This window comes from Variovorax sp. FG153 (assembly GCF_057809595.1).
Map to the genome: position 1 here is coordinate 131,474 of NZ_JBMDKG010000001.1, position 26,000 is coordinate 157,473.

A 26,000-nucleotide genomic window follows, 5' to 3' on the forward strand; every position below is an offset into this window, starting at 1 on the left:
TACAGAAGACCAGCGAGACGCCGCGTACCCCCCAAAAATAATCAAAACTTTTTTTCAGGGCCGCCGCGCCGTGCCGGCGGCATGGCCCACGATCCGCGTGCCGCCGTCGGCCAGGCGCTGCGTGCGCACCGGCAGCATCACCGGCAGCGCGCCCACGAAGGCCTGCGGATCGCGCAGCCGGTAGCTGCCGGTCAGGCGCAGCTCGCGCAGCGCGGGGTCGTCGGCCAGCTGCAGCGGCTGGCGCAGGTAGTCGTTCCAGCGCGCCACGGCCTCGGGCAGGCGCGTGTTGCGGAACACCAGCCAGCCCTGCTGCCAGTCGGCCACCTCGCCGACGTCGACGCTGCTGCGCGGGCCCAGCCCGCGCGCATCGGCCTCGATGGCCTCGCCGGCCTGCAGCACGGTGCTGGGGGCGTCCGCCTCATCCTGCCCGGCCCCCCAGACCGCGACCCGGCCCTCGGCCACCGCGAGGCGCATGCGGCCCTCGCGCACCGACACCGTGAACACCGTGCCGAGCACGCGCACGCGGCCCCAGTCGGTGCTCACGGTGAAGGGGCGCTCGGCATCGCGCGCGACCGCGAAGCGCGCCTCGCCGCGCGCCAGGTGCACCGTGCGGCGGTCGCGGTAGAGCAGGACATGCAGCGCCGTGTTGGCTGCGAGATCGAGCGTGCTGCCGTCGGGCAGCGCATGGGCCAGGGTCTGCGCCTGGCCGGTGCTTGGGGCGGCCTCGTAGACCGGCCGCTGCCGGTACCAGCGCCCGCCGGCGCCGGCCAGCGCCGCCAGGCCGGCCACGCCCAGCAGGCCGATCGTGCGGCGCCGCGCGCGCCGTTCCTGCGCGGCGCTCGGCGGCATCGGCAACTGGCCGCGCAGCGCGCCGTCGTCGACCGCGTTCCAGATGCGGTGCGCGGTTGCCGCGGCATCGGCGTTGGCGGGCGACAGCGCGCGCCAGCGGCTCAGCTCGGCCTGCGCGGCGTCGGCGGCCTCGGGGCTGCCGCGGTGGATGCGGCCGATCAGCGTCAGCGCATGCTCGACCAGCGCGCGCGGCGCGCGCCGTTCGTCGGCGCCGAGCAGGGGCTGTGCGCGCGCGGCCATGGTCAGTCCGTTCCTCCGCCGTAGCCCGCGCAGTCGAGCAGGGCGCGCGTCATGTGGTGCTCGACCGCCTTCTCGCTGATCTCCATGTGGGCCGCGGTCTGCGCATAGCTGAGGCCGTGGATGCGAACGAGGATGAAGGCATGGCGGCGCTTGCGCGGCATGGACTCGAGCAGCGCGACCAGCCGTTGCAGCTGCTGCCGCGCCGCCACGTGGCGTTCCACCGAGGGCGCGCTGTCGGGCGCGACCAGCGCCAGCGTGTCGAGCATGCGCAGTTCGGCGGCGCGGCGCGCGGCCTGGGTGGCGAGCAGGTTGCGGCCGGTCTGGTAGAGCAGCGCGCGCGGTTCGAGCACCAGGCCGCCCGCGTCCTGGTGGCCGAGCACGCGTGCGTAGGTTTCCTGCACGAGGTCGGCGGCGGTGTCGCCATCGCCGGCCTTGCGGGTGAAATAGCGCAGCAATTCTCTGTGGTAGCGCTCGAGCACGGTACACCTCAGCCGGTGTGGAAACAGGGAACTCCCGTCTTGGCTGAGATGTGGCGGCGGCTGATCCGTGGCGCGGGAGAGGGAGCCGAAATTATAGGGAGCGGCCGTGTCAGCCCGTCTTGCGCTGCATCTTGCGCGCCGTCTCCACCACCACCGCACGCAGCGACTGCACCATCGGCTGCCCCTCCAGTTCCTTCAGCGTGAAGAAGCTCACCGGCGGCAGGTTCCAGCTCAGCCGGTAGGGCAGCGCGGCCCAGTGGCCGGCCTGTTCCATCTCGGCCACCACGTCGCGCGCGAGGATGGCGATGGCGTTGGGCTCGGTGCGCAGCACGGTTTCCATGCTGCGGATGGCGGTGGTCTCGAGCATCGGCACCGGCGGCTGCACGCCGGCGCCGACGAAGATCGCGTTGTAGGTGCGGCGCATCGGCGTGTTCGGCGGCGGCAGGATCCAGTCGAGCTGCGCGAGCCGGGCCCAGTCGAGCGGCCCGCGCGAGAGCCGCTTCGCGCTCTTGGCCGACACCACCAGGCAGGGCTCCTGCTGGTGGATCGCCTCCTGCACCAGGCCGGTGGCGTCGCCGTCGTACGAACGGCCGATCGCGCAGTCGAGCTCGCGCGCGAGCAGGCCGGCCACCAGTTCGTCGGTGGTGCCCTCGCGCGTCATCACCGCCATGCGCGGCGTGCGGTCGAGCAGGTGCGCGAGCGCGGCCGACAGCAGTTGCTGCGGCACCTGCTGCGTGAGGCCCAGGCGCAGCCGGCCGCCGCGGCCCGCCTCGAGCGAGGTCAGCACGCGCGTGGTGGACTCGAGCTCGGCGAGCCAGCGCCGCGCGTAGTGCAGCACCGCCTCGCCGGCCGCGGTGGGCACCAGGCCGCGGCTGCTGCGCTCGAACAGCCGGTTGCCGAAGATGTCCTCGGTTTCGCGCAGCGCCTTGGTGATCGCGGGCTGGCTCAGCCGCATCTCGGCGGCCACGCGGCCCAGCGTGCGGTGCCGGTCGATGGCCTGCAGCAGCGAGAGCTGGCGCAGCTTGAGGCGCGAGAGCAGCGCGTGCTGCAGGTCGGCGGCGGGGTCGCGGGCGGTCGGGGAGGCCATAACCGTCAGGTTATCGCCCGATCAGAATTTAGTCCACTTTGGTGAATCGCGAGGCCTAGACTTTTCTCCATGCCCGCAGCCACCGCCACGACGCTCATGGCCACCTTGGCCGATCTCCTCGACGCGCTCGACACAGCGCGCGATGCCGACGAGGCGCTGCGCCGGATCGATCGCTGCCGGCGCGAGCTCGTGCCCGGCAGCATCTTCAGCATCCAGCAGAACGTGACGACCGAAGACGACCCGGCCGGCGAGATCCGGCTGCGCCGTTTCTATTCGTCGGAGGCGCACCGCTACCCGGTCAACGGCGCCAAGCGCAAGACGCATACGAGCTGGACCGATCGCCTGTTCCGCGAGGGCCGCGTGTTCGTGGGCGAGGGCGCGCAAGTGCTGGCGCGCCACTTCGACGACTTCGAGCAGATGCGGCCCGCGGGCCTGTGCAGCGTGGTCAACGTGCCGCTGCTGCAAGGCGCGCTGTGCTTCGCCACCTTCAACGTGTTCGGTATCCGCGAGCGCTGGCAGCCCGACGAGTTGCTCGGTATCCGCCTGCTGGCGCTGGCCGCCGCGCGCTGGGTGCCGGTCGCGCCGGGCCTCGCCTACCGCTTCGCCACCGACGCGGTGCCGATCGATCTCCCCGCTCTCTCTCCTGAAGTGAAGGCCTGACCATGCAATCCCAGAACCTCGTCGTGATCGTCGGTGGCGGCCCCGTGGGCCTGTCGATGGCGATCCTGCTGCAGCGCTTCGGCGTCGACTTCGTGCTGCTCGAGCGCAGCCCGACCACTACCGACCATCCGAAGGCGCGCGGCACCTACACGCGCACGATGGAGATTTTTAGGCAGTGGGGCATCGACGGCCTGATGAAGCGCCATGCGTTGCCCGACGGCGCCGACTTCTTCGCCTTCTGCGAATCGATGACCGGCCACGAATGGGGCCGCACCACCCCCGAACCGAACCTCGGGCACTCGCCGTGCTGGAAGATCATCCAGTCGCAGGACACGGTGGAGCAGGAGCTGCTCGCCCATGCCAGAAAGAGCGAGGTCGGCCGCTTCCTGTTCGGCCACGAGTTCCTGCACTACGCCGAGAGCGCCGAAGGCATTGCCGTGACGGGGCGCCGGCTCGACACCGGCGAGACCCTGACCTGGCAGGCCCGCTACCTGATCGCGGCCGACGGCGCCGCGAGCTCGGTGCGGCGCCAGGCCGACATCGAGATGCGCGGGCCGGCCACGCTGGCCGTGATGGCCAACGAGTTCTGGCAGGCCGATCTCTCGCAGGTGCGCGACTCGGCCACCTGCGCCGGCTGGCGCGTCTATGCCAAAGACTCGCCGTACCCGATCACCACCGTGCTCAACACCAACGGAAAGGACCGCTGGCTCAACCTGCTGCCCGTGGGCCGCGAGACCGACGAGCGCACCGGCGCGCGCAGCGACGCCGAGGTGGTGCAGCTCGCGCGCACCGTGTCGGGCGTGCCCAACCTCGAGGTGAAGGTCATCAACCGCTCGGTGTGGCGCATGAGCCGCCAGGTGGCCGCGAACTTCCGGCGCGGCCGCGTGCTGCTGGTCGGCGATTCGGCGCACCGCTTTCCGCCCAATGGCGGCTACGGCATGAACTCGGGCATCCAGGACGCGCACAACCTGGCCTGGAAGCTGGCCTTCGTGCTCAGCGGCCGCGCCAGCGCGCGGCTGCTCGACAGCTACGAGAGCGAGCGCCGGCCGATCGCCGAATCGAACGCCGATTTCAGCCTGCACAACGCGATGCGCTTCAACCACTGCGACGAGGCGCTGCGCTCGGGCAACCGCGAGCGCATCGAGTTCTGGATCCGCGACAGCGACAACCACATCCACAGCATCGGCCAGTCGCTGGGCTTCTGCTACGAGGACGGCGCCGTGATCCCCGACGGCACCGGCCGCCACGTGATGCGCGCGCGCTGGTACGAGCCGGCCGACAAGCCCGGCATGCGCTTTCCGCACCTGTGGCTGGACCTCGCGCGGCGCCACACCACGCTCGACTGGTTCGACCGCGAGTTCGTGCTCGTGGCCGGTCCGCGCGCCGATGCCTGGATGGAGGCGGCGCGCCAGGTGTCGGGCCGCAACGGCCGCGTGGTACAGGCGCGCCAGCTCGAGGACGCGCACGAGAAGGACGGCCTGCTGCTGGGCCAGCACGGCGCGGTGCTGGTACGGCCCGACGGCCACGTCGCTTTCCGCATGCCATGGACGCCGACGGATCCGGCCGCCGAGCTGTCGGCCGTGCTGTCGAAGCTGCTGGACTGACGCCATGCCCGTCACCGCGCTGCACCACTTCACGATCCGCTGCACGCCCGCGGAGCTGCCGCCGCTGCTGGACTTCTACACGCGCGTGCTGCGCCTGGAAGCCGGCGCCCGGCCCGAGATTCCCGCGCCCGGCGCCTGGCTCTATGCCGAAGGCCAGCCCATCGTGCACCTGTTCGCCCATCTCGCGACGGCCGACGTGCCGCCGCAGCCGCCCACGGGCCATGTCGACCACATCTCGTTCCGCGCCCACGGCCTGCGCGAGATGCGAGCGCACCTGCGCGCGCTCGGCGTGTCCTTTGCCGAGGCGCCGATCCCGGGCTGGGACATCCACCAGCTCTTTCTGCACGACCCGCGTGGACTGAAGATCGAGATGACCTTCTGGCTGGACTGCGAGGAAGAACCGTGGGAGGACGCGGCATGACCGAGTTCGTGCAGGCCGGCGAGGTCCGCATCGCCTTCGACCGCGCGGGCCAGGGGCCGGCGCTGCTGCTGATGCATGGCGCGGAAGCCTCGCGCCAGATGTTCGCCGCGCTGGTGCCGCATCTGGCGAAGCAGTTCACCGTGATCGCCTACGACCAGCGCGACTGCGGCGAGACCGAGGCGCCCGAGCGCGCCGTCACGCTCGCGGACCTCGCGAACGACGCGCAGCAGCTCGTGAAGGCGCTGGGCCTCAAGCGCGCGCATGTGTTCGGCTCCTCTTTCGGCGGCCGCGTGGCGCAGGCGCTGGCGCTGCTGCATCCGCGCGCGGTCGACCGGCTCGTGCTCGGCAGCACCTGGCCGCTGCCACGGCCCTACGAGGAGTTGTGCCCCGATGCGCGCCGCCTGGCCGAGCTGCGCCGCGGCCTTCCGGGCACGGCCGAGGAGCTCGCGACCTGGTTCTTTCCCGAGGCCTTTCTCGCGCAGCGCCCCGAGCTGCGCCGCGTGTTCGCCGCCGCGCGGCCCGAGACCGCACGCTCGGCGCGACGCATGGCGACCGTCGCCACCACCTTGCCGCAGGGCGTGGCCGACATCGTCGCGCCGACGCTGGTGCTCGCCGGCGAGCTCGACCGCGTGGTGCCGCCGACCGTGACGCTCGCGATGGCCGGCCGCATCCGCGGCGCCGATGCCGTGCTGCTGCCCGCCATCGGCCACGTGACCGCGATGCAGGCGCCCGAGGTGCTCGCGCGCCACATGGTCCGTTTCCTGAACCCCGAAGGAGTCCACGCATGAATGCCGTTCTGGAACCCGAGACCGTCCTCGCCGCGCCCGCCGGCAAGGAGGACTACATCCGCGTCGACGGCCTGTCGAAGACCTTCGGCGGCGGCAGCGAGGGCGTGCTCGCACTGAAGCAGATCGACTTCGGCATCCGCCAGGGCTCCTTCGTCACCATCGTCGGACCGAGCGGCTGCGGCAAGAGCACGCTGCTGCGCATCCTGGCCGGCCTGCTCGACTACGAGGTCGGCACCGTGCTGCTCGACGGCCAGCCGATCCGCGGCACGCGGCGCGACGTGGGCGTGGTGTTCCAGAGCTCGATCCTGCTGCCCTGGCGCAGCATCCTCGAGAACGTGATGCTGCCGGCCGAGGTGCTGGGCCTCGACAAGGCGAAGGCGCGCGAGCGCGCGATGCAGCTGCTCGCGATGGTGCGGCTCGAGGGCTTCGAGCACAAGCTGCCGCGCCAGCTCAGCGGCGGCATGCAGCAGCGTGCCTCGATCGCGCGGGCGCTGCTGCACGACCCCAAGATCCTGCTGATGGACGAGCCCTTCGGCGCGCTCGACGCGATGACGCGCGAGCGCATGAACCTCGAGCTGCAGCGCATCTGGATGGAGAGCGGCAAGACCGTGGTGTTGATCACGCACTCCATTCCCGAGGCCGTGTTCCTCGGCGACCGCGTGTTCGTGATGTCGCCGCGCCCCGGCATGCTCGAACGCGTGCTGCCCATCGACCTGCCGCGCCCCCGCGGCATGGAGGCGATGTCGCACCCGGCCTTCGCGGCCGCGGCCGCCTCGATCCGCGAGCGCTTCTCGCATGCCGCTTCCTTCGATTGAGAGAAAGGCCGACGCCATGACCACCGCCCTGTTGAGTTCCGAGGCCGCGCCGCTGGCGGCCAAGCCACCGCGCCCGCGCCGCACCAACCCGCTGGCGTCGCCGCGCGTGCAGTCGATCCTCTTGCTGATCACGCTGCTCGGTTCGTGGGAAGGGGCCGTGCGCCTGTTCAAGGTGCCCAGGCACCTGGTGCCGCCGGTCAGCGACATCGCGATCGCGCTGTGGCGCGGCCTCGCCACCGGGCCGTTCGCGAAGGACGGCTTCTGGTACCACGGCGGCATCACGCTGGCCGAGATCCTGCTGGGCTTCTTCGTCGGCGGCGGCATCGGGCTGGCGATCGGCATCGTGGTCTCGCAGATGCCGCGGCTCGAGCGCCTGCTCGAGCCCTACGTGGCCGCGTTGCAGAGTGTGCCCAAGGTGGCGGTGGCGCCGATCATCGTGGTCTGGCTGGGCTTCGGCATCAGCTCCAAGGTGATGATCATCTGCCTGCTGACCTTTTTCCCGGTGCTGGTGACCAGCATCGCGGGCTTCAAGGCCGTGGACCCGGACCGCATCGACCTGCTGCGCTCGCTGTCGGCCACGCCGTGGCAGATCTTCCGCAAGGCCAAGTTCCCGAGCGCGCTGCCCTACATCTTCGCGGGCCTCAACATGGCCGCGGCCTTCAGCGTGGTCGGCGCCGTGGTGGGCGAGTTCGTCGGTGCCCAGGCCGGGCTCGGCGTGCTGATCCTGCAGATGGAAGCCCAGGCCGACAGCGGCGGCAGCTTCGCCGTCTGCGTCGTGCTCTCGGTGATCGGCATCGCGCTGACCACTGCCTTGCGCCGCGTGCAGCAACGCGTGCTGCACTGGATGCCGGCCGATGCTTCGCAGCGCACGGTCAACGTCTGATTCTTTTCCCCCGAGACATTTCAGCCGCGACGCCGGCGAGGAGCGAACCATGTGGACACGACGCGATTTCGGCCTGGGCCTCGGTGCCCTGGGATTGATGGGCAGCCTGCCGGCCCTGGCGCAGAAGCTGCGCGTGATGAAGGTGGCGAACACCGCCGGCGTCAACGACCCGCAGCAGTGCTTCGTGACCTCGGGCCAGCATCCGCGGCTGAACTTCTACAAGCCCGAGGGCGTGGACGTCGAGTACGTCAACATGTCGAGCATGACGCAGGCCCTGCAGAGCCTGCGCGCCGGCCACGTCGACTACGGTCCGGCCGTGCCCGGCATCCTGCTGCCCGCGATGGCCAAGGACCCGGGGCTCGACCTCGTGAGCGTCTACAAGTGGCTGCCGCGCAATGCCAACGTCGTCGTCGTGAAGCCCGGCAGCCCGATCCGCTCGGTGGCCGATCTCGCGGGCAAGCGTATCGGCGTGCGCAGCCAGGGCGACACCGGCATCGTCGTCACCCGCACCATGCTGGCCGAGCTGGGCCTGAAGGACGACCGATGCGAGTACATCGCCATCGGCGACGGCGCGCCGGCCGGCGCGGCGATCGACAACGACCGCGTCGATGCGATGGTGGCCTTCGACACCGCGGCCGCGCGCGTCGAACTCGTCGGCACCAGGCTGCGCTATGTGCCGCTCACGCCGAAGTTCGCGCAGTTCGGCTCGGGCTGGCTGTGCGTGCCGCGCGAACTGCTGAAGAAGGAACGCAAGGCCTTGGTGGGCCTGTTCCGTGGCATGGCCAAGTCCACCCTGTTCGCGCACCACAACCTCGAGGCCGGCATCGACCTGCACTGGGCCGTGTATCCCGAGAGCCGGCCCAAGGGGCGCAGCGAGGACGAGGCGCGCAAGGAGCTGGCCTTCATCCTCAAGGACCGCCGCAACAGCTGGATGCGCCGGCCCGACGATCCCGATCAGCGCATCGGTGCCTCGTCGCTGGCCGAGTGGAAGTCCAACATCGAGATGGCCGTGGACGGCAGCCGAAACCCGAAGCTGGCCGACGAACTCGGCGACCCGAACCGGCTGTTCACCAACGAGCTGATCGACGAGGTCAATGCCTTCGACAGGCAGGCGGTGGTGGAGATGGCGAAGACGTTCAAGCTGTAGCCTCGCCGCTCAATTCATGTACCCGAGGTCCCGGATGTCCGCGCGCACCGACTCGCGGTCGGAGCCGTACAGCGGCAGGCTGGCCAGCAGCTCGAGGCGCCGCCGCAGCGAATAGAGGATCTGCAGCGCCTTGTGCGCCGCCTCCTCGGGATCGGCGATGACGGCGGTGTCGGGATAGGCCCACAGCGCGGTGTGCGGCTGGCCGGGCCAGGCCGGCTGCAGGCGGTCGATGTCGGCGTCGAGCGCGATCACGAACTCGGCCTCGAAGCCGCGCGCGGGCACGAACTCGTTCCAGCCTCGCGGCTTGATCTCGGGTAAGGGAATACCCGCGGTGCGCAGCGCCGACACGGCCGCCGGATCCACCGCCGCGCCGACGCGCAGGGGCTGGCCGCAGGAGCGGGCGTGGAAGCGTTTCTCGGCGATGTGGGTGAGGCAGGCCTGCGCCATGACGCTGCGCAGCGTGTTTCGTCGGGAGACGAAGAGCACGTTGATTTTTCTGTGCATGACTGCCGAATGTAGCGCGCCTCGCGCCGGTTCGTCGGCGGGCATTCATGGGCTTGACGCGGTGCTCGGGTATATCGGCTGCATGACGAGATCGAGACTTCCGGCCCTGGCGACGTGGGCTGCGGCCGCGCGGCGTGCCACCCTGCCGATTGCCATGGGCCTGGCCCTGTGCGGACCCGCGGGCGCGCAGGAGGCCCCGTTCAGGATCGGGGGCAAGGCGGCGGAGCCGGTCCGTGCCGTCTGCGCGCCCATGCGCGACGAGATCTCGCGCCGCGGCCTCGAGGACCTGCAGCGCGGCATACTCCCGCCGGGCGTTCCCACGCTCCCGATGGCGAAGGCCTTGCTGGAGCTGCGCATCGGCGCCGCCGAGGCCGACCCGGCCTATCTCCGGCGCGCGATCGATTACTTCCAGCAGACGCCGTCCGAAGAAAGCATGTACCGCGTCACATGGTTCGCGCAGCTGCTGCTCGCGACCTACGCGCGCGATCTCGAGCTGCATGCGGCCGCGCGCCGGCAGTACGCGAAGTCCTTGCCGCCCGATACCAACCGAAGCAGTCCTTCGCAACTGAGCCTGCGGGCGACGCTCGTGGCCGCCGCGCACCGAGAGGCCGACGGCCTCGGCGGCGAGGCCGGACGCGCGCTGTTGCGCGAGACGGTGGCGCGGTCGAGCGAACTGCTGCGCTCGGCGGGCACGGTCGAGCAGGGCGAGGGGCTGCGCTCGATGGAGCGCTTTCATCGCCAGCTGGTGGCGCAGCTCGCGCTGTTGGAGCGCGATGGCGCCACCTTGAGGGCGCAGGTCGCGAGCCAGCGCGCGGCGGCAGATGCGAGCGCGACGCCGGAGATCCAGCAGGCCGATCTGCAGGCCCTGACGAAGATGCTCTACGACCTCGCGACCCTCGTGCGCGGCGAGGAGGGCCTGCAGGCGATAGCGTTGCTGCGCCAGGGCTTCGACCGCCAGGCCGAGCTCATCGCCTTGCCCGCGAACCGGGGCATCGGCCTGCCCGAGGTCACTTACCGCGGGCTCGAAACCTCGCGTGGCCAATGGCAGATCCATGGCGTCGAGGGCGATCGCCTCTGCCTGCTGCGCACGAACCTCGATCGGCAGCGCGCGATGGTCGACGTGCTCGAGCAGTCGCTGCGCGCCGACACGGGCGTGCCCGACACGGCGCGGCTCGATGCCGCCATCGCTGCACTGCAGCGCACCGGCACCGCGCTCTCGCTCCAGCCGCTGCCCCTGCTGGCACCCACGCTCGAACTGACGCTGGGCACGGCCTACCGGCTACAGGCCGTGGCGAGCCCGGCCGGCCCGCTGCGTTCGCAGCGCATCGACCGGGCGCGGGCGCAGTTCGGCGCCAGCGAGCAGCGCCTGCGCCAGTGTTTCTGCCGCTGGTTCGAGGAGGAACTGGCGCGCGAGCGCGCGGCGCTCGACGCACTGTCGTAGCACGCCGGCTCAATCCGCCTGACGCAGCCAGTCGGTGAACTGCGCAAGCGCCGGCAAGCCCGCGCTGTGCTCCGGATAGCACAGCTGATACGACCGCCCCGTCGCCGATTCGATGGCCGACAACGGCACCAACTGCCCCCCATCGAGCGCCGCCCGAACCATGAAGGCCGGCAGCAACGCCACCCCGATGCCCGCGATCGCCGCATGCAGCGACATCGACAGCAGGTCGTAGCTCGGACCGGCATGCAGCTCGGGCAGGACCTCGTCGGCACCCGCGGCCTGCCGCAGCCACAGCGCCCACGCACCGGGCAGCGAGCTGTTGTGGATCAGCGTGAGGTCGGGCGGCGCGTGCCGCAGCACGGTGGCGAAATCGTCGCCGCTCCAGCGCGCCGGCAGGCCAGGACTGGCATAGGGCCGCACGGTCAGGTCGAGCACGGGGATGGCATGCAGGCCCGGCACCGGCGCGCCCACCACCATGATGGCCGCGTCGATCCGGCTCGCGGTGAAATCGACCGGACCGAGGTAGGTCGAGAGGTCGAGCGTGATGTGCGGATGCGCGTTCACGAAACCCGACAGCCGCGGCGCGAGCCAGTAGTTGCAGAACGAGGAAGGGGCGGAGAGCTGCAGGCGGCCGCCGCGGCCCTGGTGCAGCGCGATGTCGGTGGTGGCGCGCTCGAGCCGCAGCAGCAGGGGCCGGACCTCGGCCAGGTAGGCTTGCCCCGCGGGCGTGGCCACCAGCGATTCGCGCCGGCGCTCGAGCAGTTGCGCGCCGAGCCGCTGCTCGAGGCCGATGACCTGGCGGCTGATGGCGCCCTGCGTGAGGTTGAGCGCCTTGGCGGCGCGCGTGAAGCTGCCCAGCCTTTCACTGGCTTCCAGGCATTGCAGCGCGATGGTGGAGGGGAGGCGAAGCGGCATCAGCTTTTTGCATGCGAGCAGGAGTTATTTTCGATTGTGGCGCTCGCCGCGGGCGTCGATCCTCGGGCATCGTGCTTTCTGGAAGGATGCAGGCCATGTTGGAGACCGGGATCGATCGCGGCCGGCGCCGCGCGCTGCTGTCGGCGGCCGCGCTGGCGGCCGGGCCTTGGCGCAGCGCGCGCGCCGCCGCCTACCCCGAGCGGCCGCTGCGCTTCGTCGTGCCCGGTGGGGCCGGTGGCGCGCCCGACCTGCTGTGCCGCGTGATGGGCGCGGCGCTGGCCAAGGGGCTCGGGCAGGCGGTGGTGATCGAGAACCGGCCGGGCGCGGGCGGCATCGTCGGCATCTCCGAGGTGGCGCGCGCGGCGCCCGACGGCTACACGATCGGCTATGCCAACGTGGGCACGCTCGCGATCAACAAGTCGCTCTACGCGAGGCTGCCCTACGACCCCGATCGCCAGCTCGCGCCGGTCGCGATGACCGGCTTCGTGCAGAACGCGCTGGTGGTGCGCAACGAGCTGCCGGTGAAGACCGTGGCGGAACTGATCGCCCACCTGCGCGCGCATCCCGGCCGGCTGACCCTGGCCTCGGCCGGCAACGGCACCACCAGCCACCTGGGTGGCGAGCTGTTCAAGAGCATGACCGGCACCTTCATGCTGCACGTGCCCTACCGCGGCAGCCTGGCGGCGATCCAGGACCTGATCGGCGGCGGGGTCGACGTGATGTTCGACAACCTGTCCTCGATCAGCCCCTTCATCGCCTCGGGCCGGGTGCGCGCGCTGGCGGTCACGGGGGCTCATCGCTCGCCGCTCTTTCCGGCGCTGCCGACGGTGCAGGAGGCCGGCGTGCCGGGATACGAGAGCGTGGCCTGGGGCGGCGTGGTGGTGCCGGCGGGCGCGCCCGCCGAGGTGGTGGCGCGGCTCAATGCCGAGTTCAACGCGATGATGAACGACGCCGAGGTGCGCGAGCGGCTCGCGCGGCTGTCGCTCGAGACCGCGAGCGGGCCGCCCGAGCGGCTGTTCGAGCTGGCGCGGCGCGAGACGCCGGTGTGGGCCGCGGTGATCCGGCGCGCGAACGCCCGCGTCGACTGATGCCGCCGCTCGACCTGGTCATCGAGGGCGGCGACGTCATCGATGGCAGCGCGGCGCCGCGCGTGCGGCAGGACGTGGGCGTGCGCGATGGCGTGATCGAGCGCCTGGGCGACCTGCGCGCCGTGCCCGCGCACCGGCGCATCGATGCGCGCGGCCGCATCGTCGCACCCGGCTTCATCGATGCGCATGCGCACGACGACCGGCTGCTGCTCGAGCCGCCCGCCGATCGCCATCCGAAGCTGATGCAGGGCGTGACCACCGTGGTGGCCGGCAACTGCGGCTGGAGCCTGGCGCCGCTGCGTATTCCCTTCGAGCGGGTGCCGCCGCCGCTGCGCGAATTCATCGGGCGCGACGACCGCCGCTTCGCGCGCTTCGGCGACTACCTCGCGGCGGTGCGCGGGATCGGTCCCGCGACCAATGCCGCGTTCCTGGTCGGACACACCACGCTGCGTGCGCAGCATGTGCGGGACCTGGATCGCGCCGCCACGCCCGACGAGACCGCGGCCATGGCGCGCGAGGTCGAGGAGGCGCTCGAGGCGGGCGCGATCGGCCTGTCGACCGGCGTCTTCTATGCGCCCGCGCGCGCCGCCACGGCGCACGAGATGACGGCGGTGGGCGCGCCGCTGCGCGCGCACGGCGGCCTGATCGCGATGCACATCCGCGACGAGTCCGATGCGATCGACGAAGCGCTGCACGAGGCGCTCGGCGTGGGCCGCGCGCTCGGCGTGCCGCTCGTGATCTCGCACCACAAGCTCACGGGCCTGGCGAACCACGGGCGTTCCGCGGCCACGCTGCACCTGCTCGCGCGGGCCGCTCAGGGGCAACCGGTGTGCATCGACTGCTATCCCTATGCCGCCTCCTCGACCCTGCTGATTCCCGCGCGCGTGGGCCAGTCGGCGCGCGTGCGCATCACCTGGTCCGAGCCGATGCCGCAGCACACCGGGCGCGAGCTCGCGGACATCGCCGCCGAGATGGGCCTGGGCCTCGAGGAGGCCGCGCAGCGCCTCTGCCCGGCCGGCGCGGTCTACTTCTCGATGGACGAGGCCGACGTGCAGCGCATCCTCGCGGCGCCCGGCACCATGGTCGGATCGGACGGGCTGCCGAACGACGTGCAGCCGCACCCGCGGCTGTGGGGCGCCTTTCCGCGCGTGCTGGGCCACTATGCACGCGACCTGAAGCTGTTCGCGCTCGAGACCGCGGTGCACAAGATGACCGGCCTGCCGGCCGCGCGCTTCGGCCTCGCGGGCCGCGGCCGCATCGCGGCGGGCTGCGCGGCCGACCTCGTGGTCTTCGATGCCGCGCGCATCGCCGACCGCGCGAGCTACGACGATCCGCTGGCCGCGCCCGCCGGCATCGACGCCGTGCTGGTCAACGGCCGCGTGGCCGTCGCGCACGGCGTGCTGATGGACGCGCACGCGGGCATGGTGCTGCGCCGCGGCTGAAGCGCGGGGCCGCGGCCCCGCGCTCCGGCCGCGTGCCACCTCAGTGGTGGTGGTCATGCCCATAGCCGCTCGCGACCTCGCCGCATTCGTGCGGCGCGGTCCGGCACAGGCGCTGGTAGGCCAGCACCGTCCTGCGCCGCTCGGCCAGCGCGGCCGGGGTGCGGAACGGCGCGAGGATCTCCGCGAGCGAGTAGCTCACGCCGTTCTTCACCACGTAGCGCACGTCGGCCGCGGCCTTCAAGTCCTGCAGCGGGTTGCCGCGCACGATGGCCAGGTCGGCCAGCTTGCCCACCTCCACCGTGCCCAGGTCCTTGTCGACCAGGCTCATGCGCGCGGCATTGACCGTCACGTCCTGCAGCACCTGCAGGTTCGAGTTGGTCAGCGCGGCGGCGCGCATGTTGTTGTGCAGCGCGATGCCCGGCGGCACCAGCGGCGAGTCGGTGCCGATGGCGATCATGGCGCCGGCCGTGCGCAGCTTGCTCACCTGGTCCTCCTGCAGCCGCGCGCTGGCCACGGCCGCCTCGGTCGGCGGCTGCGGATTGCCGCGCAGCACATCGAGGAAGTTCGGCGAGGTCAGCAGCTCGAAGCGGTCGCCGCCGGTCAGGTCCGCGCCGACGAAGGGATAGGCGAACAGGGCGGTGTGGATCAGCCGGAAGTCGCCCTTGCCGTGCAGGTCGTAGGCGTCCTGGTAGGTGGTGCCGCCGGCCGAGCGCGACCAGCCGTAGCCCAGGCGCTGCGGTGCCGACAGGTGCGTGGTCTCGGCCAGGCCCGAGGCCGCGCCCGGCGACAGGTTGTGCGTGCCGCTCGGGATGCCGATGTCGAGCGCCGCCTGCGCGATCTTGTGCATCAGCGGGATCGGTGCGCGCATGTAGGCCTTGAGGTAGTCCACGCCGAGCGTGCGCACCTTCGCGATCTCGAGGTCGGCCGCCTCGGGCGTGCGCACGCTGCGCGCGAAGCTCCAGGTGATGCGGTTGCCGTCCCACAGCGGCGGCGAGACGAACAGGCGCGGACCCAGCAGGTTCCCGGCCTCGAGCGCCTCGCGCATCTCGATGCTCTGGTGCAGCGGACCGCCGACCGATTGCGTCGAGGTGACGCCGTAGGCCAGCATCGAGGCCGAGCCCTGGCCGTACTGGCCGCCCTGGTAGAGCGTCAGCGGATGCGAGTGGGCATCCCACAGGCCGGGCATCACCGTGAGGCCCGAGGCATCGACGTACTTGTCCGCGGCCTTGGCCACCGCCTCGTCGTGCGGCTGGATCGCGGTGATGCGGTTGCCCTTGATGACGATGTCGACGTCGTTCTGCAACTGGCCGTCCTTGCCGCTCCACAGCTGGCCCGCGCGCACCACGGTCGTGCCCTGGGACGCCGCCTGCTTCCACGTCAGGCTCACGGGCACCTCGGTCGCGCCCGCGCCGTCGGCGCCGATGGTCTTGAGCTTGTCGGCGGCCTTGTAGAGCAGGGTGCGCGAGTCGCCGGCCCACGAGGGCAGGTCGGCGGCTTCGGTGGTGATGGCCTTGGCCGGGCCGTCGGGCGAACCGTCGGCCTTCAGCGGCATCACGTGCAGCACCGAGTCCATCACGAAGGCCACCTTGCTGCCGTCGGGCGAGACCACGGCCGCGCCTTCCTCGCGGTCCGAGATCTGGCGCGGCGCGTCGCCCACCGGGTAGAAGGTGCCGCTCTTCGTGCCGAGGTCGATCACGCGCAGCTTGTTGTAGCCCTCGAAGGAACGGCTGCTGACCGAGTCGTTGTCGACCACCACGATTTTCTTGCCGTCGGGCGTCCACTGCGGCGTGCTGATCTGCGAGCCCACCGCCTCGACCACCTTCTGCGCGGTCTTCGAGGCGATGTCCCAGACCTCGAGCGTGCCCGAGCCCGTGGTGTAGGCGATGCGGTCGCCCGCGGGCGACATCTTCGGCATCACCATCGACTTGCCGGTCTGCGCGCCGAGCCGCGTGCGCGCGCGGCTCGCGATGTCGATGCGGTCGATGGCGAGCGCGCCGCCGTTGCCCTTCTCGGTCGAGAAGTAGACCGCGCTACTGTCGGGCGTGAACTGCGGATTGCCGTCGCGGTCCTTGTCGTTGGTCAGGCGCACCGGCGTGCCGCCGATCGGCATCACCCAGATGTCGTTGAGCGCGACGAAGGCGATGCGGCGGCCGTCGGGCGAGATCACCGGGCTGCTGATGCCGCGCACCGGCTGGTCGCCGAGCACGCCGAAGCCGCGCTCGCGCGACTTGGCGAACACCGGACGGCGCACCTCGAGCGTGGCGCTGAACGGTACTTCGGCGAGGCCGTCGCCGCCCGCGTTGCGGATCTTGATCTTGCCGTCGGCCGTGTAGAGGAAGCGCCCGCCGGGCAGCCAGCGCGGGGGGAAGGCGAACATGTCCTCGTTGGGCGCCACCACTTCCTTGCCGGCGACCACGATCGACTTGGTCGTGCCCTGGTAGGCCAGGCCCGAGCCGTCGGGCAGCCACACCGGCAGCACGCCGGCACCGACGAGTTTCGGTGCTTCGGTGCTGCCCATCGGCTGCGTGAAGATGCGCCGCGCGCTGACGAACGCGAGCTGCGTGCCGTCGGGCGAGACCACCGGATTGCTCTCGGTGCCCGCGCCCTGCGTGAGCGCCGAGTACTTGCGCGAGCCGAGCTCCACCTGCCAGATCTTGTACTGGCGGTCCTGGCTGCGGTCGGAGGCGAAGACCAGCGTGCGGCCATCGGGCGTCCAGGCCGGCTCGCGGTCGTCGAACGGGCCGCTGGTGATGCGCGTGAGGTCCGCGCCATTGGGCTGCACGGTCCAGATGTGGAAATTGCCTTCGGCATCATAGTTCTGGAACGCGATGCTGCTGCCGTCGGGCGACCACACCGGCGAGGTCGGCTCCATGTCCCAGCCCGTGATGCGCGTGGCCTTGCCGCCGGCGATCGGCACCACCCACAGCACGCCCTGCGCGGTGAAGGCCACGCGCTGGCCGTCGGGCGAGGGCGCGGCCGCCATGTTGGTGCCCTCGTGGAACTCGATCGCGACGTCCTTGGTGCTGCCCTGCAGCGTGCTCAGTGCCTGGATCTTCACGGGCGGTTCGTTGTTGCCGCCATCGCCGCCGCCCGGGCCGCCGCCCACGATCGGCAGGAAGCCGCCACCGCCACCACCCCCGCCGCCGCAGGCCGTGGCGAGCAACGCGGCCACGGCAACGGCCGCCAGCGCATGGCGCCGCGGTCGCGATGAAGAGGGATGCGAAAACGACGGGCGTGACGAAGCCAACGCTGCATGGCGCTTGTTCATGGTCTGTCTCCAATGAGGTGTTATTGCGGTCCGCGGATGCGGCCGATCTGCACATCGGCGCGATCGCCAATGTCGAAACCAGTGTTGGAAATCTTCCTTACCGATTACTTACCCTGGCCCTCTGTACAGGCGTGCATCGGCCTTGGCGTGGGTCGATTTTTTTGCATGGCGCCATGAGGGTTTGGCATTCGCGAAGGGCGTTGCCAATTGGGATCGATGAATTGCGCGCAGCGATGCTGCAATGGCGCAATGAATGGGCGCGACGACGCGCGCCAATTCAAGGAGAGGGCGGCATCAAAGCGGAGCCGGCACGCCCATCCACTCGCGCAACACCTCGTCGGTGTGTTCGCCCAGGCGCGGCGCCATCGCGCCGGCGGCCAGCGGGGTGCGCGTCCATCGCACGGTCGGCGACAGGCCCCGGTACCAGCGGCCTGCGGCATCCTGGTAACGATGCACGACGCCGCGCTCGGCGTTCTCCAGCGAATCGATCAATTCGCCGAGCTCGGGGCAGGCGGCCACGGGAATGTCCGCGTCCGCCAGCAATTGCAGCCAGGTTGCGGTGCTGCGCGTGGCGAGCCGGCTTTCCACATAGGCATACACGGCATCGATGTGCTTCGTGCGGTTCGCCATGCTGCGAAAGCGCGCATCGCGGTCCCAGAGTTCGCCGTCGCCCACCAGGCGCATGAACGACTCCCAGTGGCGGTCGGTGTAGACGATGGTGCAGATCCAGCCGTCGACCGTCCGGTAGGGCCGGCGGTAGGCCGACAGCAGGCGCGGGTTGCCGGCCTGGGCGGCATCGTTGGCCGCGAAGGTGGCGGCGCCCAGGTGGTCGCTGAGCATGAAGGAGGCGATGGTCTCGTACATCGGCACCTCGATGTACTGGCCTTGCTCGGCCCGGCGCTGCTGCAGCAGCGCGGCGAGCACCGTCTGCACCACGTACAGGCCCACCGTCTTGTCGGCGATGTTGAGCGGCAGGTAGCGCGGGCGTCCGTCCGCGGCGCGGGCCACCAGGCCCGGCAGTCCGACCATGCCCTGGATCAGGTCGTCGTAGGCCGGCCTGCCCGCGTCGGGGCCGTGCTCGGCGAAGCCGGCCAGGAAGACGTAGACCAGTCGCGGGTTGTGGCGGCGCAGGGTGTCCCAGTCCAGCCCCAGTTTGGCGAGCGCCTTCTTGCGCATGTTGGTGACGAACACGTCGCTGGCCTGCGCGGCACGCGCGATCACCTCGCGCGATTCGGGCTGCTTGAGGTCCAGGCAGACGCTGCGCTTGCCGCGGTTGAGGTTCAAGTAGACCGGCCCCATGCCCGGCTCGAGGTGCGGGCCCATCTCGCGCATGATGTCGCCCTCGGGCGGCTCGAGCTTGACCACGTCGGCGCCGTACTCCGCCAGCATCTGGGTCGCGAACGGACCCATGATCACGCTGGTGAGGTCGAGGATCCGGATGCCGGACAGCGGCAGTCCGGCGTTGCGCGTCGCGGCGGTCGTCATTGGGCCTCGATGCCGGCTTTCTTGACGATGTCGCCCCACTTGCGGATCTCGCTCGCCACGTAGCGCCGCGTCGCGGCCACGTCCATGGTGCCCGGCGTGGTCGCCTGCTCGTCGAGCGTCTTGCGGAAGGCGGGCTCGCCCATCGATTGCAGCGCCAGCGCATTGAGCTTCTCGAGGATGGCCGGCGACGTGCCCGCGGGCGCGTAGAGCCCGATCCAGATCTCGGTCTCGTAGCCGGGCACGCCCTGCTCGGCGATGGTCGGCACCTCGGCCAGCGCGGGATTGCGTTCGCGCGTCGAGACGCCGATGGCGCGCAGGCTGCCGGCCTTCACGTACTTCAGCGCGCTCAGGCCGTCGACGAAGGAGGCCTGGATCTGGCCGCCGAGCAGGTCGTTCACCGCGAGCGCCGTGCCCTTGTAGGGCACGTGGATCAGCGGCGCGCCGGTGCGGCTCGCGAGCAGCTCGCCCGACAGGTGCGTGGTGCCGCCCGTGCCCGAGGAGCCGTAGGTGACGCCCTTGTTCTTGCGCGCGTACTCCAGCAGCTCGGGCACCGTCGCCACCGGCAGCGACGGGTTCACCAGCAGCACGTTGGGCGTGCGCGCCAGCATGGCGATGGGCGCGAAGTCCTTCTCGGTGTCGTAGGGCAGGTTCTTGGTGATCGAGGGGTTCACCACGTGCGCCGTGGTGGTGATCAGCAGCGTGTAGCGGTCGGGCCTGGCGCGCGCGACCCGGGACGCGCCGATCACGCCGCCGGCACCGGGCTTGTTGTCGACGATGGCGGTCTGCCGCAGCTTCTCCTGCACCGTCTTCGCGAACTGCCGGGCCAGGATGTCGGTCATGCCGCCGGCCGCGAAGGGCACCACCAGCGTGAGCGGTTGCGAGGGATAGTCGTCGGCATGCGCGGCGCCGAGGGCGAAGGGCAGCGCGAACAGGGCGCACAGGGCGCGGCGCAGGGGCTTGAACTTCATGGTGTCTCCTTGGATGTCTCGTGGGCTCGCCGGTGCCGTCTCAGCGGCGCTTGCGGTTCGCGAGGAAGGCTTCCATGTAGCGCTTGGGCTCGTCGCTCTCGTAGGCGCTCACCAGGCCGGCGATGCCGACGTTGATGGCTTCCTGCAGCGGCATGCGCTCCCAGTCGCGGATCAGCTTCTTCTGGATGCGCATCGCGAGCGGGCCGTTGGCCTCGATCTCGGCCTGCCAGTGCGCGAGGGCGGCATCGAGGCCGTCCTCGCCCGCGACGTCGGTGATCAGGCCCCAGTCGAGCGCCAGCGCGGCCGGGATGATGCGTCCGCTGAGCAGCAGGTCGCGCGTGCGCGAGACGCCGATCATGCCGGGCAGCATCGCGCCGTGGATCACCGAGGGCACGCCGAGCTTGACCTCGGGCATGCCGAACCTGGCGTCGCGCGCGGCCAGTTTGATGTCGCAGACGGCGGCCACCTCCATGCCGGCGCCCAGGCAGTAGCCCGAGATCACCGACATCGTGGCGAAGGGGATGTCGCGGATGGTCTCGCACAGCCGCCACACGCTGCGAATGTAGGCATCGATGTCGCGCCTGGAGGCGTCCTTCAGGAACTTGATGTCGGCACCGCCGAGGAAGGCGCTGTCGCCGCCGCGGATCACGAGCAGCTTCGTGGTCTCGTCGGCGGCCAGTTCCTGCAGCGTGTCGGCGTAGATGTGGGCGGCGTCCCCGGTCAGGAGGTTCAGGCGGCCGTTGTCGAAACGGACCGTGACGACGCCTTCGGCGGTGCGGGCGACATGGCATTGGGGACGGGTGTCGGAGGGATGCATGGGATGTCTCTGGTCTGTGTGAGCCGGCGCATCTTGCGCGGCGAAGTCCCATGCCACAATGGAATTTTTCTACTGCATTCAGTAGAAGATGGAATGAATATCTCCTTTCGCCAGTTGCAGGTCTTCCTCGCCGTCTACGAGGCCGGCAGCTTCACCGTGGCGGCGAACGGCCTGCACATCTCGCAGTCCGCGGCGAGCAAGATGGTCGCCGAGCTCGAGAACCAGCTCGGCATGCCCCTGTTCGAGCGCACCACGCGCACCGTGGTGCCCAACGATGCGGCGCGCGAGTTCTTCGAGTTCGCCCAGGACGTGACGGCCACCATGGCGACCGCCAAGCGCAGCATCACCGAGCTGATTACGCTGGAGCGCGGCAAGGTCAGCGTGGCCGCCTCGCCGCTGATGCACTACGGCCTGCTCGCGGGGCCGATCGCGAGCTACCGCCAGCGCTATCCCGGCATCGACTTCGAGATCCACGAATGTTCGACCGACGAGACGCTCGACCGCGTGCGTTCGGGCGTGGTGGACATCGGCTTCTGCGCCACGGATTCCGAGATCAGCGGCCTCGAGGCCACCGTGGCGATCGAGGACGCGATGTATGCCATCGTCGACGACGCGCATCCGCTCGCGCGCCGGCGTTCGATCCGGGCCGCGGAGCTGCTGCCCTACAACTACATCTCGCTGCGCGATTCCTACAGCATCCGCCGCACGCTCGACCAGATCTTCGCGCGCACGCAGCTGCGCTTCGAGAACCACATCGAGGTCGGTTCGCTCACGGCGGCGCTGGGCTTCGCGCGGCAGGGCGCCGGCTTCCTGATCGTGCCGGGCTATGCCGCCGACATCGCGCAGCAGTGGGGCATGCGGCGGATCGCGATCTCCGACCTCGCGAGCTTCCGCCACCGGATCTCGCTGATCCGTCGCCGCACCACGCGGCTGTCGGTGGCCGCGCGGCATTGGCTCGCGGTGTTGCCGCAGAGCTTTCCGTTGCTGAAGTGAGCGGGCGCTCGCGCGCTTCGATGCCGCCGGTGTCAGGTGTCTGTTTATAATAATAGTTCTCATTTGCATCGTAGGGCCTCGCGCCCTCTCTTGTGTAGACACCGTCGCCATGCGCCCGCGCGCCACTCCAATGCAAGCCGTCGAGGCCTTCTATGCCGACCACCACGGCTGGCTCCAGGCCCTGCTGCGCAGGAAGCTCGGCGACATCCACCATGCGGCCGACCTGGCGCACGACACCTTCCTCGCGCTGGTCGCCGCGCCCTCGAAGGCGCAGCAGCTGCACGAGCCGCGCGCCTACCTGCGCACCGTCGCGCACGGGCTGCTGGTCGATCACTTCCGCCGCCGCGCGCTCGAGCAGGCCTACCTCGAGCAACTGGCCGCCATGCCCGAGCCGCTGGCGCCCTCGCCCGAAGACCGCCTGCTCGTGATCGAGGCGCTGCACCGCATCGACGCCATGCTCGACGCGCTGCCCGCGCGCACGCGCACCGTGTTCCTGCTGTCGCAGCTCGAGGGCCTGGGCTACGAGGAGATCGCGCAGCGCCTCGAGGTGTCGGTGCGCACCGTCAAGCGCGACATGCGCGCGGGTTTTGCCCAATGCATCGCCTCGATGCTTTGAACGCCACGCGCCCGCGCAGCGCCGACCCGGTGGTGCTGCAGGCCGCGGACTGGCTCGTGAAGCTGCATGCCGGCGAGATGGACGAGGCCGGGCACCGCGCCCTGCATGCCTGGCGCGCGCAGGCGCCCGAGCACGAACGCGCCTGGCAGGCCGCCGACGAACTGGCGCGCACCTTCGGCCGCGTGCCGACGGGGCTCGGCGTGCCCATGCTCGAGAGCGCGCGCCGCCTGCGCCGCCGCGTGCTGCTGCGCTCCACGGTGCTGCTGGCCACCGGCGGTCCTGCCGCCTGGCTGGCCTGGCGCACCTGGGGCGTCGAGCTCGCCGCCGAGTACCGCACGGCCGTCGGCGAACGGCGCGGCTTCGTGCTGGCCGACGGTACCCGGCTGCTGCTCGATACCGGCAGCGCGGCCGACGTGGTGTTCGACGAGCGCGAGCGGCTGGTGCTGCTGCGCGCGGGCCGGATCCTGGTCGAGACCGGCCATGCCGCCGGGCTGTCCGCGCGGCCGTTCTTCGTGCAGACCGCGCAGGGCCGGGTGCGCGCGCTCGGCACGCGCTTCACGGTGCGTGGCGGCGACGAGCGCACGTGTGTCGGGGTGCTCGAGCACGCGGTCGAGATCGCGCCGCGCGCAACCGACGCGACCCGCGTCGTCGTGCGCGCCGGCCAGGAGGTCGACTTCACGCGCGACGCCGCCGGCGCGCCGCGCGCCATCGCGGCCGGCGCCGATGCCTGGTCGCAGGGCGCGCTGGTGGCCGACCGGCAACGGCTCGAGGACTTCCTCGCCGAGCTCTCGCGCTACCGCTCCGGCGTGCTGCACTGCGCGCCCGAGGTCGCGAACCTGCGCATCTCGGGCGTGTTCCAGGTCGCCGACACCGACCAAGTGCTCGCCACCCTGGCGCAGACGCTGCCGGTGCAGGTCCGAACGCGCACGCGCTACTGGGTCACGGTCGGGGCGCGCGCACCGGGGTAAGGGCGGCGCGCGCGCATCGCGGCGCTGCGTGTCCCTTTTTCTGCGCTCGTTCGACAAGTCAGAAAGCAACACCTTTTCACCGACTTGTCGACCGGACCTGCCATGCCTTCCTCCTTCGCTTCGCGCCATCGCTTCACCGCCATCGCCTTCGCCGCGGCGCTCGCCGCCGCGCTGCCGCCCGCCATCGCCCGGGCCGCCGACGCGCCATCCACCCAGGCCATCGCGCCCGGGCCATTGAGCCAGGCGCTCTACGGCTTCGCGAGCGCGAACGGCATCACGCTGTCCTTCGATCCCGCGCTGACCGAGGGCCTGCGCTCGCCCGGCCTCGAAGGCGGCCAGGGCATCGAGCAGGGCCTGCGGCGCCTGCTGGCCGGCAGCGGCCTCGAGGCGGTGCCGGTCGCGCCCGGCAACTACCGCCTGCGCAAGGCGGCCACCGATGGCGCCGCGGCATCGGGCGACGGCGGCCTCGCCCCCGTGGTGGTGACCGCGCGCGGCGAGCGCAGCGCGCTCACCGAAGGCAGCGGCTCCTATGCCGCCCGCGCCGTGACCGTGGCCGGCAAGACGCCCACGCCGTGGAAGGACGTGCCGAACTCGGTCTCGGTCATCACGCGCCAGCAGATGGACGACCAGAACATGACCACGGTCGAGGACGCGCTGCGCCAGACCGTCGGCGTCACCGCCATTCCCTACGGCGACGGCACCGCCTATTTCCAGTCGCGCGGCTATGCCTCCGAGGTGCAGTACGACGGCCTGCCGTTCAACAACGGCATCCAGTACCTGCGCCAGTTCGACCTCTCGATGTACGACCGCGTCGAGGTGTTCCGCGGCCCTGCCGGCGTGCTGCAGGGATCGGGCACGCCGGCCGGCACCGTGAACCTGGTGCGCAAGCGGCCGCTGGCCGAGCCCGCGATCTCGGGCCTGCTGTCGGCCGGCTCGTGGAACCAGCACCGCGGCGAGATCGACATCAGCCGTCCGCTCAACGAGGCCGGCACGGTGCGCGGCCGCGCGCTGCTGTCCTCCGAGGGCGGCGACAGCTTCCGCACCCAGGGCACGAGCCGCCACACGCTGGGCTATGCGATCGTCGAGGCAGACCTCGGTCCGCGCTCGACGCTGAGCCTGTCGGGCAGCGTGCAGCCGCAGCACGACCGCGGCATCGACTACGGCCCGGGCACCTACACCAACGGCAGCTTCCTCAATGCGCCGCGCAAGACCTTCTTCGGCACCGACTGGAGCGGCAGCTCGGGCACAGCCAAGGAGGTCTATGCCGAGTTCGTGCACCGCTTCGACGACGACTGGGTCGCGAAGGCCGCCTACATCCGGCGCAGCATCGACGGCGACTCGCGCTACGGCTACATCAACGGCCTGGTGCGCCTCGACAACCGCGCGGCCTACACGCTGCAGGCCCAGAGCGGCGAGACCACCTGGCAGGGGCTGGACCTGAACCTCGCGGGCAGCTTCAGGCTGTGGGGCCGCAAGCACGACCTGCTGATCGGCGCCAACCACTCGAAGCGCGACGAGACCTCGCTCTCGGGCTCGGTCGGCATCCCGCAGGTCGACATCTACAACCTCTACGTCCCCGACCGCCCGATCCCGTTCCGCTTCGGCAGCAACACGCGCAGCGAGCAGAGCGGCCTCTACGGCCAGACGCGGCTGCGGCTCGCCGACCCGCTCACGCTGGTGCTCGGCGGCCGCGTGAGCCATTACCAGAGCGAGAGCCAGACGCTGCTGCCCACGCCCGGCACGTGGAAACGCGATGCCGGCGGCGTGAATCACAAGTTCTCGCCCTATGGCGGCCTGGTCTACGAACTGCGGCCCGACATCTCGGTCTACGGCAGCTACAGCGACATCTTCATTCCGCAGACCCAGCTCGCGGTCGGCAATGCCGCCTTGCTGCCGCGCGTGGGCCGGCAGTTCGAGATCGGCACCAAGGGCAGCTTCATGGACGGCCGCCTCAACGCCTCGCTGGCCGCCTTCCGCATCGAGGACCGCAACCGCGCCGTCACCGATCCCGACAACCCCGGCTTCTTCGTCGCCGAGGGCAAAGTCCGCAGCAAGGGCTGGGAGGCCGAGGTCTCGGGCAGCCTCGCGCGCGGCTGGGACCTCTACGCGGGCTACACCCGGCTCGACACGCGCTATGCCGACGACCCGAGCAACGCCGGCAAGCCCTTCTCGAGCGAGGAGCCCAAGCACACCGTCAAGCTCTGGACGCGCTACGAGTTCCAGCAGCCTTCGGTCGCGGGCCTGCATGTGGGCCTGGGCGTGCGCGCCGTCAGCAAGACCGACCGCGGGGCGGCCGTGCAGGGCGGCTATGCCGTGGCCGATGCGCAGGTCGGCTACCGCTTCAACAGGAACCTGTCGCTGACGCTCGACGTGCACAACCTGTTCGATCGCGTCTACTACGCGCGGCTGCCGTCGCGCTTCTACAGCGTGTATGGCGATCCACGCAATGTGCGGCTGACCTTGCGCGCGAGCTATTGAGGTCGCGCGCGGATACGGGGCGCGAGGACGGCGCAGAATGCCGG

The 26,000-nt window shown here is 70.9% G+C and carries 23 protein-coding genes; 14 read left to right on the plus strand and 9 right to left on the minus strand.

Features of this window, described 5'->3' with window-relative positions:
- Window positions 1–54 precede the first annotated feature (54 nt).
- The 3 genes from ACODT0_RS00630 to ACODT0_RS00640 all read right to left on the minus strand — a co-directional run bounded on the left by ACODT0_RS00630 (window position 55) and on the right by ACODT0_RS00640 (window position 2,655).
- Window positions 55–1,089, minus strand: coding sequence for a FecR family protein (locus ACODT0_RS00630; RefSeq protein ID WP_489040228.1), 1,035 nt, complete (start codon window positions 1,087–1,089; stop codon window positions 55–57).
- A 2-nt stretch (window positions 1,090–1,091) separates the two neighbouring features.
- The gene (locus ACODT0_RS00635) at window positions 1,092–1,568 is read right to left on the minus strand and encodes an RNA polymerase sigma factor (protein WP_489040229.1); all 477 of its coding nucleotides are present in this window, start codon (window positions 1,566–1,568) and stop codon (window positions 1,092–1,094) included.
- A 109-nt stretch (window positions 1,569–1,677) separates the two neighbouring features.
- The gene (locus ACODT0_RS00640) at window positions 1,678–2,655 is read right to left on the minus strand and encodes a LysR family transcriptional regulator (protein WP_422098682.1); all 978 of its coding nucleotides are present in this window, start codon (window positions 2,653–2,655) and stop codon (window positions 1,678–1,680) included.
- A 69-nt stretch (window positions 2,656–2,724) separates the two neighbouring features.
- On the opposite strand from ACODT0_RS00640, the gene ACODT0_RS00645 reads away from it, so the two are divergent.
- The 7 genes from ACODT0_RS00645 to ACODT0_RS00675 are packed head-to-tail and all read left to right on the plus strand — an operon-like array spanning window position 2,725 to window position 8,973.
- Window positions 2,725–3,315, plus strand: a complete 591-nt coding sequence (locus ACODT0_RS00645) for a GAF domain-containing protein (RefSeq protein ID WP_489040230.1) — start codon at window positions 2,725–2,727, stop codon at window positions 3,313–3,315.
- A 2-nt stretch (window positions 3,316–3,317) separates the two neighbouring features.
- Entirely contained in the window at window positions 3,318–4,919 is a 1,602-nt protein-coding gene (locus ACODT0_RS00650; RefSeq protein ID WP_489040231.1) for an FAD-dependent monooxygenase, read from the plus strand.
- A gap of 4 nt (window positions 4,920–4,923) precedes the next feature.
- Window positions 4,924–5,340 carry a VOC family protein gene (locus tag ACODT0_RS00655; RefSeq protein WP_489040232.1) on the plus strand — a complete coding sequence of 139 codons (417 nt, stop codon included), beginning with the start codon at window positions 4,924–4,926 and terminating at the stop codon, window positions 5,338–5,340.
- On the plus strand, window positions 5,337–6,128 hold the full coding sequence (locus ACODT0_RS00660) for an alpha/beta fold hydrolase (protein ID WP_489040233.1): 792 nt from the start codon (window positions 5,337–5,339) through the stop codon (window positions 6,126–6,128). Before ACODT0_RS00655 ends, ACODT0_RS00660 begins: the two co-directional genes overlap by 4 nt.
- Window positions 6,125–6,943 (plus strand): ABC transporter ATP-binding protein, encoded by an 819-nt coding sequence (locus tag ACODT0_RS00665; protein WP_489040234.1) that lies wholly within the window; start codon window positions 6,125–6,127, stop codon window positions 6,941–6,943. The genes ACODT0_RS00660 and ACODT0_RS00665 overlap by 4 nt, the downstream gene beginning before the upstream one ends.
- A gap of 16 nt (window positions 6,944–6,959) precedes the next feature.
- The gene (locus ACODT0_RS00670) at window positions 6,960–7,826 is read left to right on the plus strand and encodes an ABC transporter permease (RefSeq protein WP_296740850.1); all 867 of its coding nucleotides are present in this window, start codon (window positions 6,960–6,962) and stop codon (window positions 7,824–7,826) included.
- Window positions 7,827–7,875: 49 nt separating this feature from the next.
- On the plus strand, window positions 7,876–8,973 hold the full coding sequence (locus ACODT0_RS00675; RefSeq protein ID WP_489040235.1) for an ABC transporter substrate-binding protein: 1,098 nt from the start codon (window positions 7,876–7,878) through the stop codon (window positions 8,971–8,973).
- A gap of 9 nt (window positions 8,974–8,982) precedes the next feature.
- Here the strand turns inward: ACODT0_RS00675 and ACODT0_RS00680 are convergent, their stop codons facing one another.
- Window positions 8,983–9,477, minus strand: a complete 495-nt coding sequence (locus ACODT0_RS00680) for an arsenate-mycothiol transferase ArsC (protein ID WP_489040236.1) — start codon at window positions 9,475–9,477, stop codon at window positions 8,983–8,985.
- Window positions 9,478–9,727: 250 nt separating this feature from the next.
- Here ACODT0_RS00680 and ACODT0_RS00685 point away from each other — a divergent pair, with 250 nt between their 5' ends.
- Window positions 9,728–10,918, plus strand: a complete 1,191-nt coding sequence (locus ACODT0_RS00685) for a hypothetical protein (protein ID WP_489040237.1) — start codon at window positions 9,728–9,730, stop codon at window positions 10,916–10,918.
- A gap of 9 nt (window positions 10,919–10,927) precedes the next feature.
- Here ACODT0_RS00685 and ACODT0_RS00690 read toward each other — a convergent pair whose 3' ends face one another.
- Window positions 10,928–11,833, minus strand: a complete 906-nt coding sequence (locus ACODT0_RS00690) for a LysR substrate-binding domain-containing protein (RefSeq protein ID WP_489040238.1) — start codon at window positions 11,831–11,833, stop codon at window positions 10,928–10,930.
- 95 nt (window positions 11,834–11,928) lie between these two features.
- Here ACODT0_RS00690 and ACODT0_RS00695 point away from each other — a divergent pair, with 95 nt between their 5' ends.
- Both ACODT0_RS00695 and ACODT0_RS00700 read left to right on the plus strand, forming a co-directional pair.
- Window positions 11,929–12,921 carry a Bug family tripartite tricarboxylate transporter substrate binding protein gene (locus ACODT0_RS00695; protein ID WP_489040239.1) on the plus strand — a complete coding sequence of 331 codons (993 nt, stop codon included), beginning with the start codon at window positions 11,929–11,931 and terminating at the stop codon, window positions 12,919–12,921.
- Window positions 12,921–14,363, plus strand: a complete 1,443-nt coding sequence (locus ACODT0_RS00700) for an N-acyl-D-amino-acid deacylase family protein (protein ID WP_489040240.1) — start codon at window positions 12,921–12,923, stop codon at window positions 14,361–14,363. The genes ACODT0_RS00695 and ACODT0_RS00700 overlap by 1 nt, the downstream gene beginning before the upstream one ends.
- Window positions 14,364–14,403: 40 nt before the next feature.
- Here the strand turns inward: ACODT0_RS00700 and ACODT0_RS00705 are convergent, their stop codons facing one another.
- From ACODT0_RS00705 to ACODT0_RS00720, 4 genes are all read right to left on the minus strand, one after another.
- Window positions 14,404–17,631: an amidohydrolase family protein gene (locus tag ACODT0_RS00705; RefSeq protein ID WP_489040241.1), complete on the minus strand. Its 3,228-nt coding sequence runs from the start codon at window positions 17,629–17,631 to the stop codon at window positions 14,404–14,406.
- 294 nt (window positions 17,632–17,925) lie between these two features.
- The gene (locus ACODT0_RS00710) at window positions 17,926–19,116 is read right to left on the minus strand and encodes a CaiB/BaiF CoA transferase family protein (protein WP_489040242.1); all 1,191 of its coding nucleotides are present in this window, start codon (window positions 19,114–19,116) and stop codon (window positions 17,926–17,928) included.
- Complete coding sequence (locus ACODT0_RS00715) at window positions 19,113–20,084, minus strand: Bug family tripartite tricarboxylate transporter substrate binding protein (protein WP_489040243.1); 972 nt, start codon at window positions 20,082–20,084, stop codon at window positions 19,113–19,115. Before ACODT0_RS00715 ends, ACODT0_RS00710 begins: the two co-directional genes overlap by 4 nt.
- 40 nt (window positions 20,085–20,124) lie before the next feature.
- Window positions 20,125–20,901: an enoyl-CoA hydratase-related protein gene (locus ACODT0_RS00720; RefSeq protein WP_489040244.1), complete on the minus strand. Its 777-nt coding sequence runs from the start codon at window positions 20,899–20,901 to the stop codon at window positions 20,125–20,127.
- Window positions 20,902–20,994: 93 nt separating this feature from the next.
- On the opposite strand from ACODT0_RS00720, the gene ACODT0_RS00725 reads away from it, so the two are divergent.
- The 4 genes from ACODT0_RS00725 (at window position 20,995) to ACODT0_RS00740 (ending at window position 25,956) form a co-directional block, all read left to right on the plus strand.
- Complete coding sequence (locus ACODT0_RS00725) at window positions 20,995–21,894, plus strand: LysR family transcriptional regulator (protein WP_057589988.1); 900 nt, start codon at window positions 20,995–20,997, stop codon at window positions 21,892–21,894.
- Between the two features lie 130 nt (window positions 21,895–22,024).
- The gene (locus tag ACODT0_RS00730) at window positions 22,025–22,510 is read left to right on the plus strand and encodes a sigma-70 family RNA polymerase sigma factor (protein WP_261206237.1); all 486 of its coding nucleotides are present in this window, start codon (window positions 22,025–22,027) and stop codon (window positions 22,508–22,510) included.
- On the plus strand, window positions 22,489–23,478 hold the full coding sequence (locus ACODT0_RS00735; protein ID WP_489040245.1) for a FecR domain-containing protein: 990 nt from the start codon (window positions 22,489–22,491) through the stop codon (window positions 23,476–23,478). Before ACODT0_RS00730 ends, ACODT0_RS00735 begins: the two co-directional genes overlap by 22 nt.
- 102 nt (window positions 23,479–23,580) lie before the next feature.
- The gene (locus tag ACODT0_RS00740) at window positions 23,581–25,956 is read left to right on the plus strand and encodes a TonB-dependent siderophore receptor (RefSeq protein WP_489040246.1); all 2,376 of its coding nucleotides are present in this window, start codon (window positions 23,581–23,583) and stop codon (window positions 25,954–25,956) included.
- Window positions 25,957–26,000: the final 44 nt, after the last annotated feature.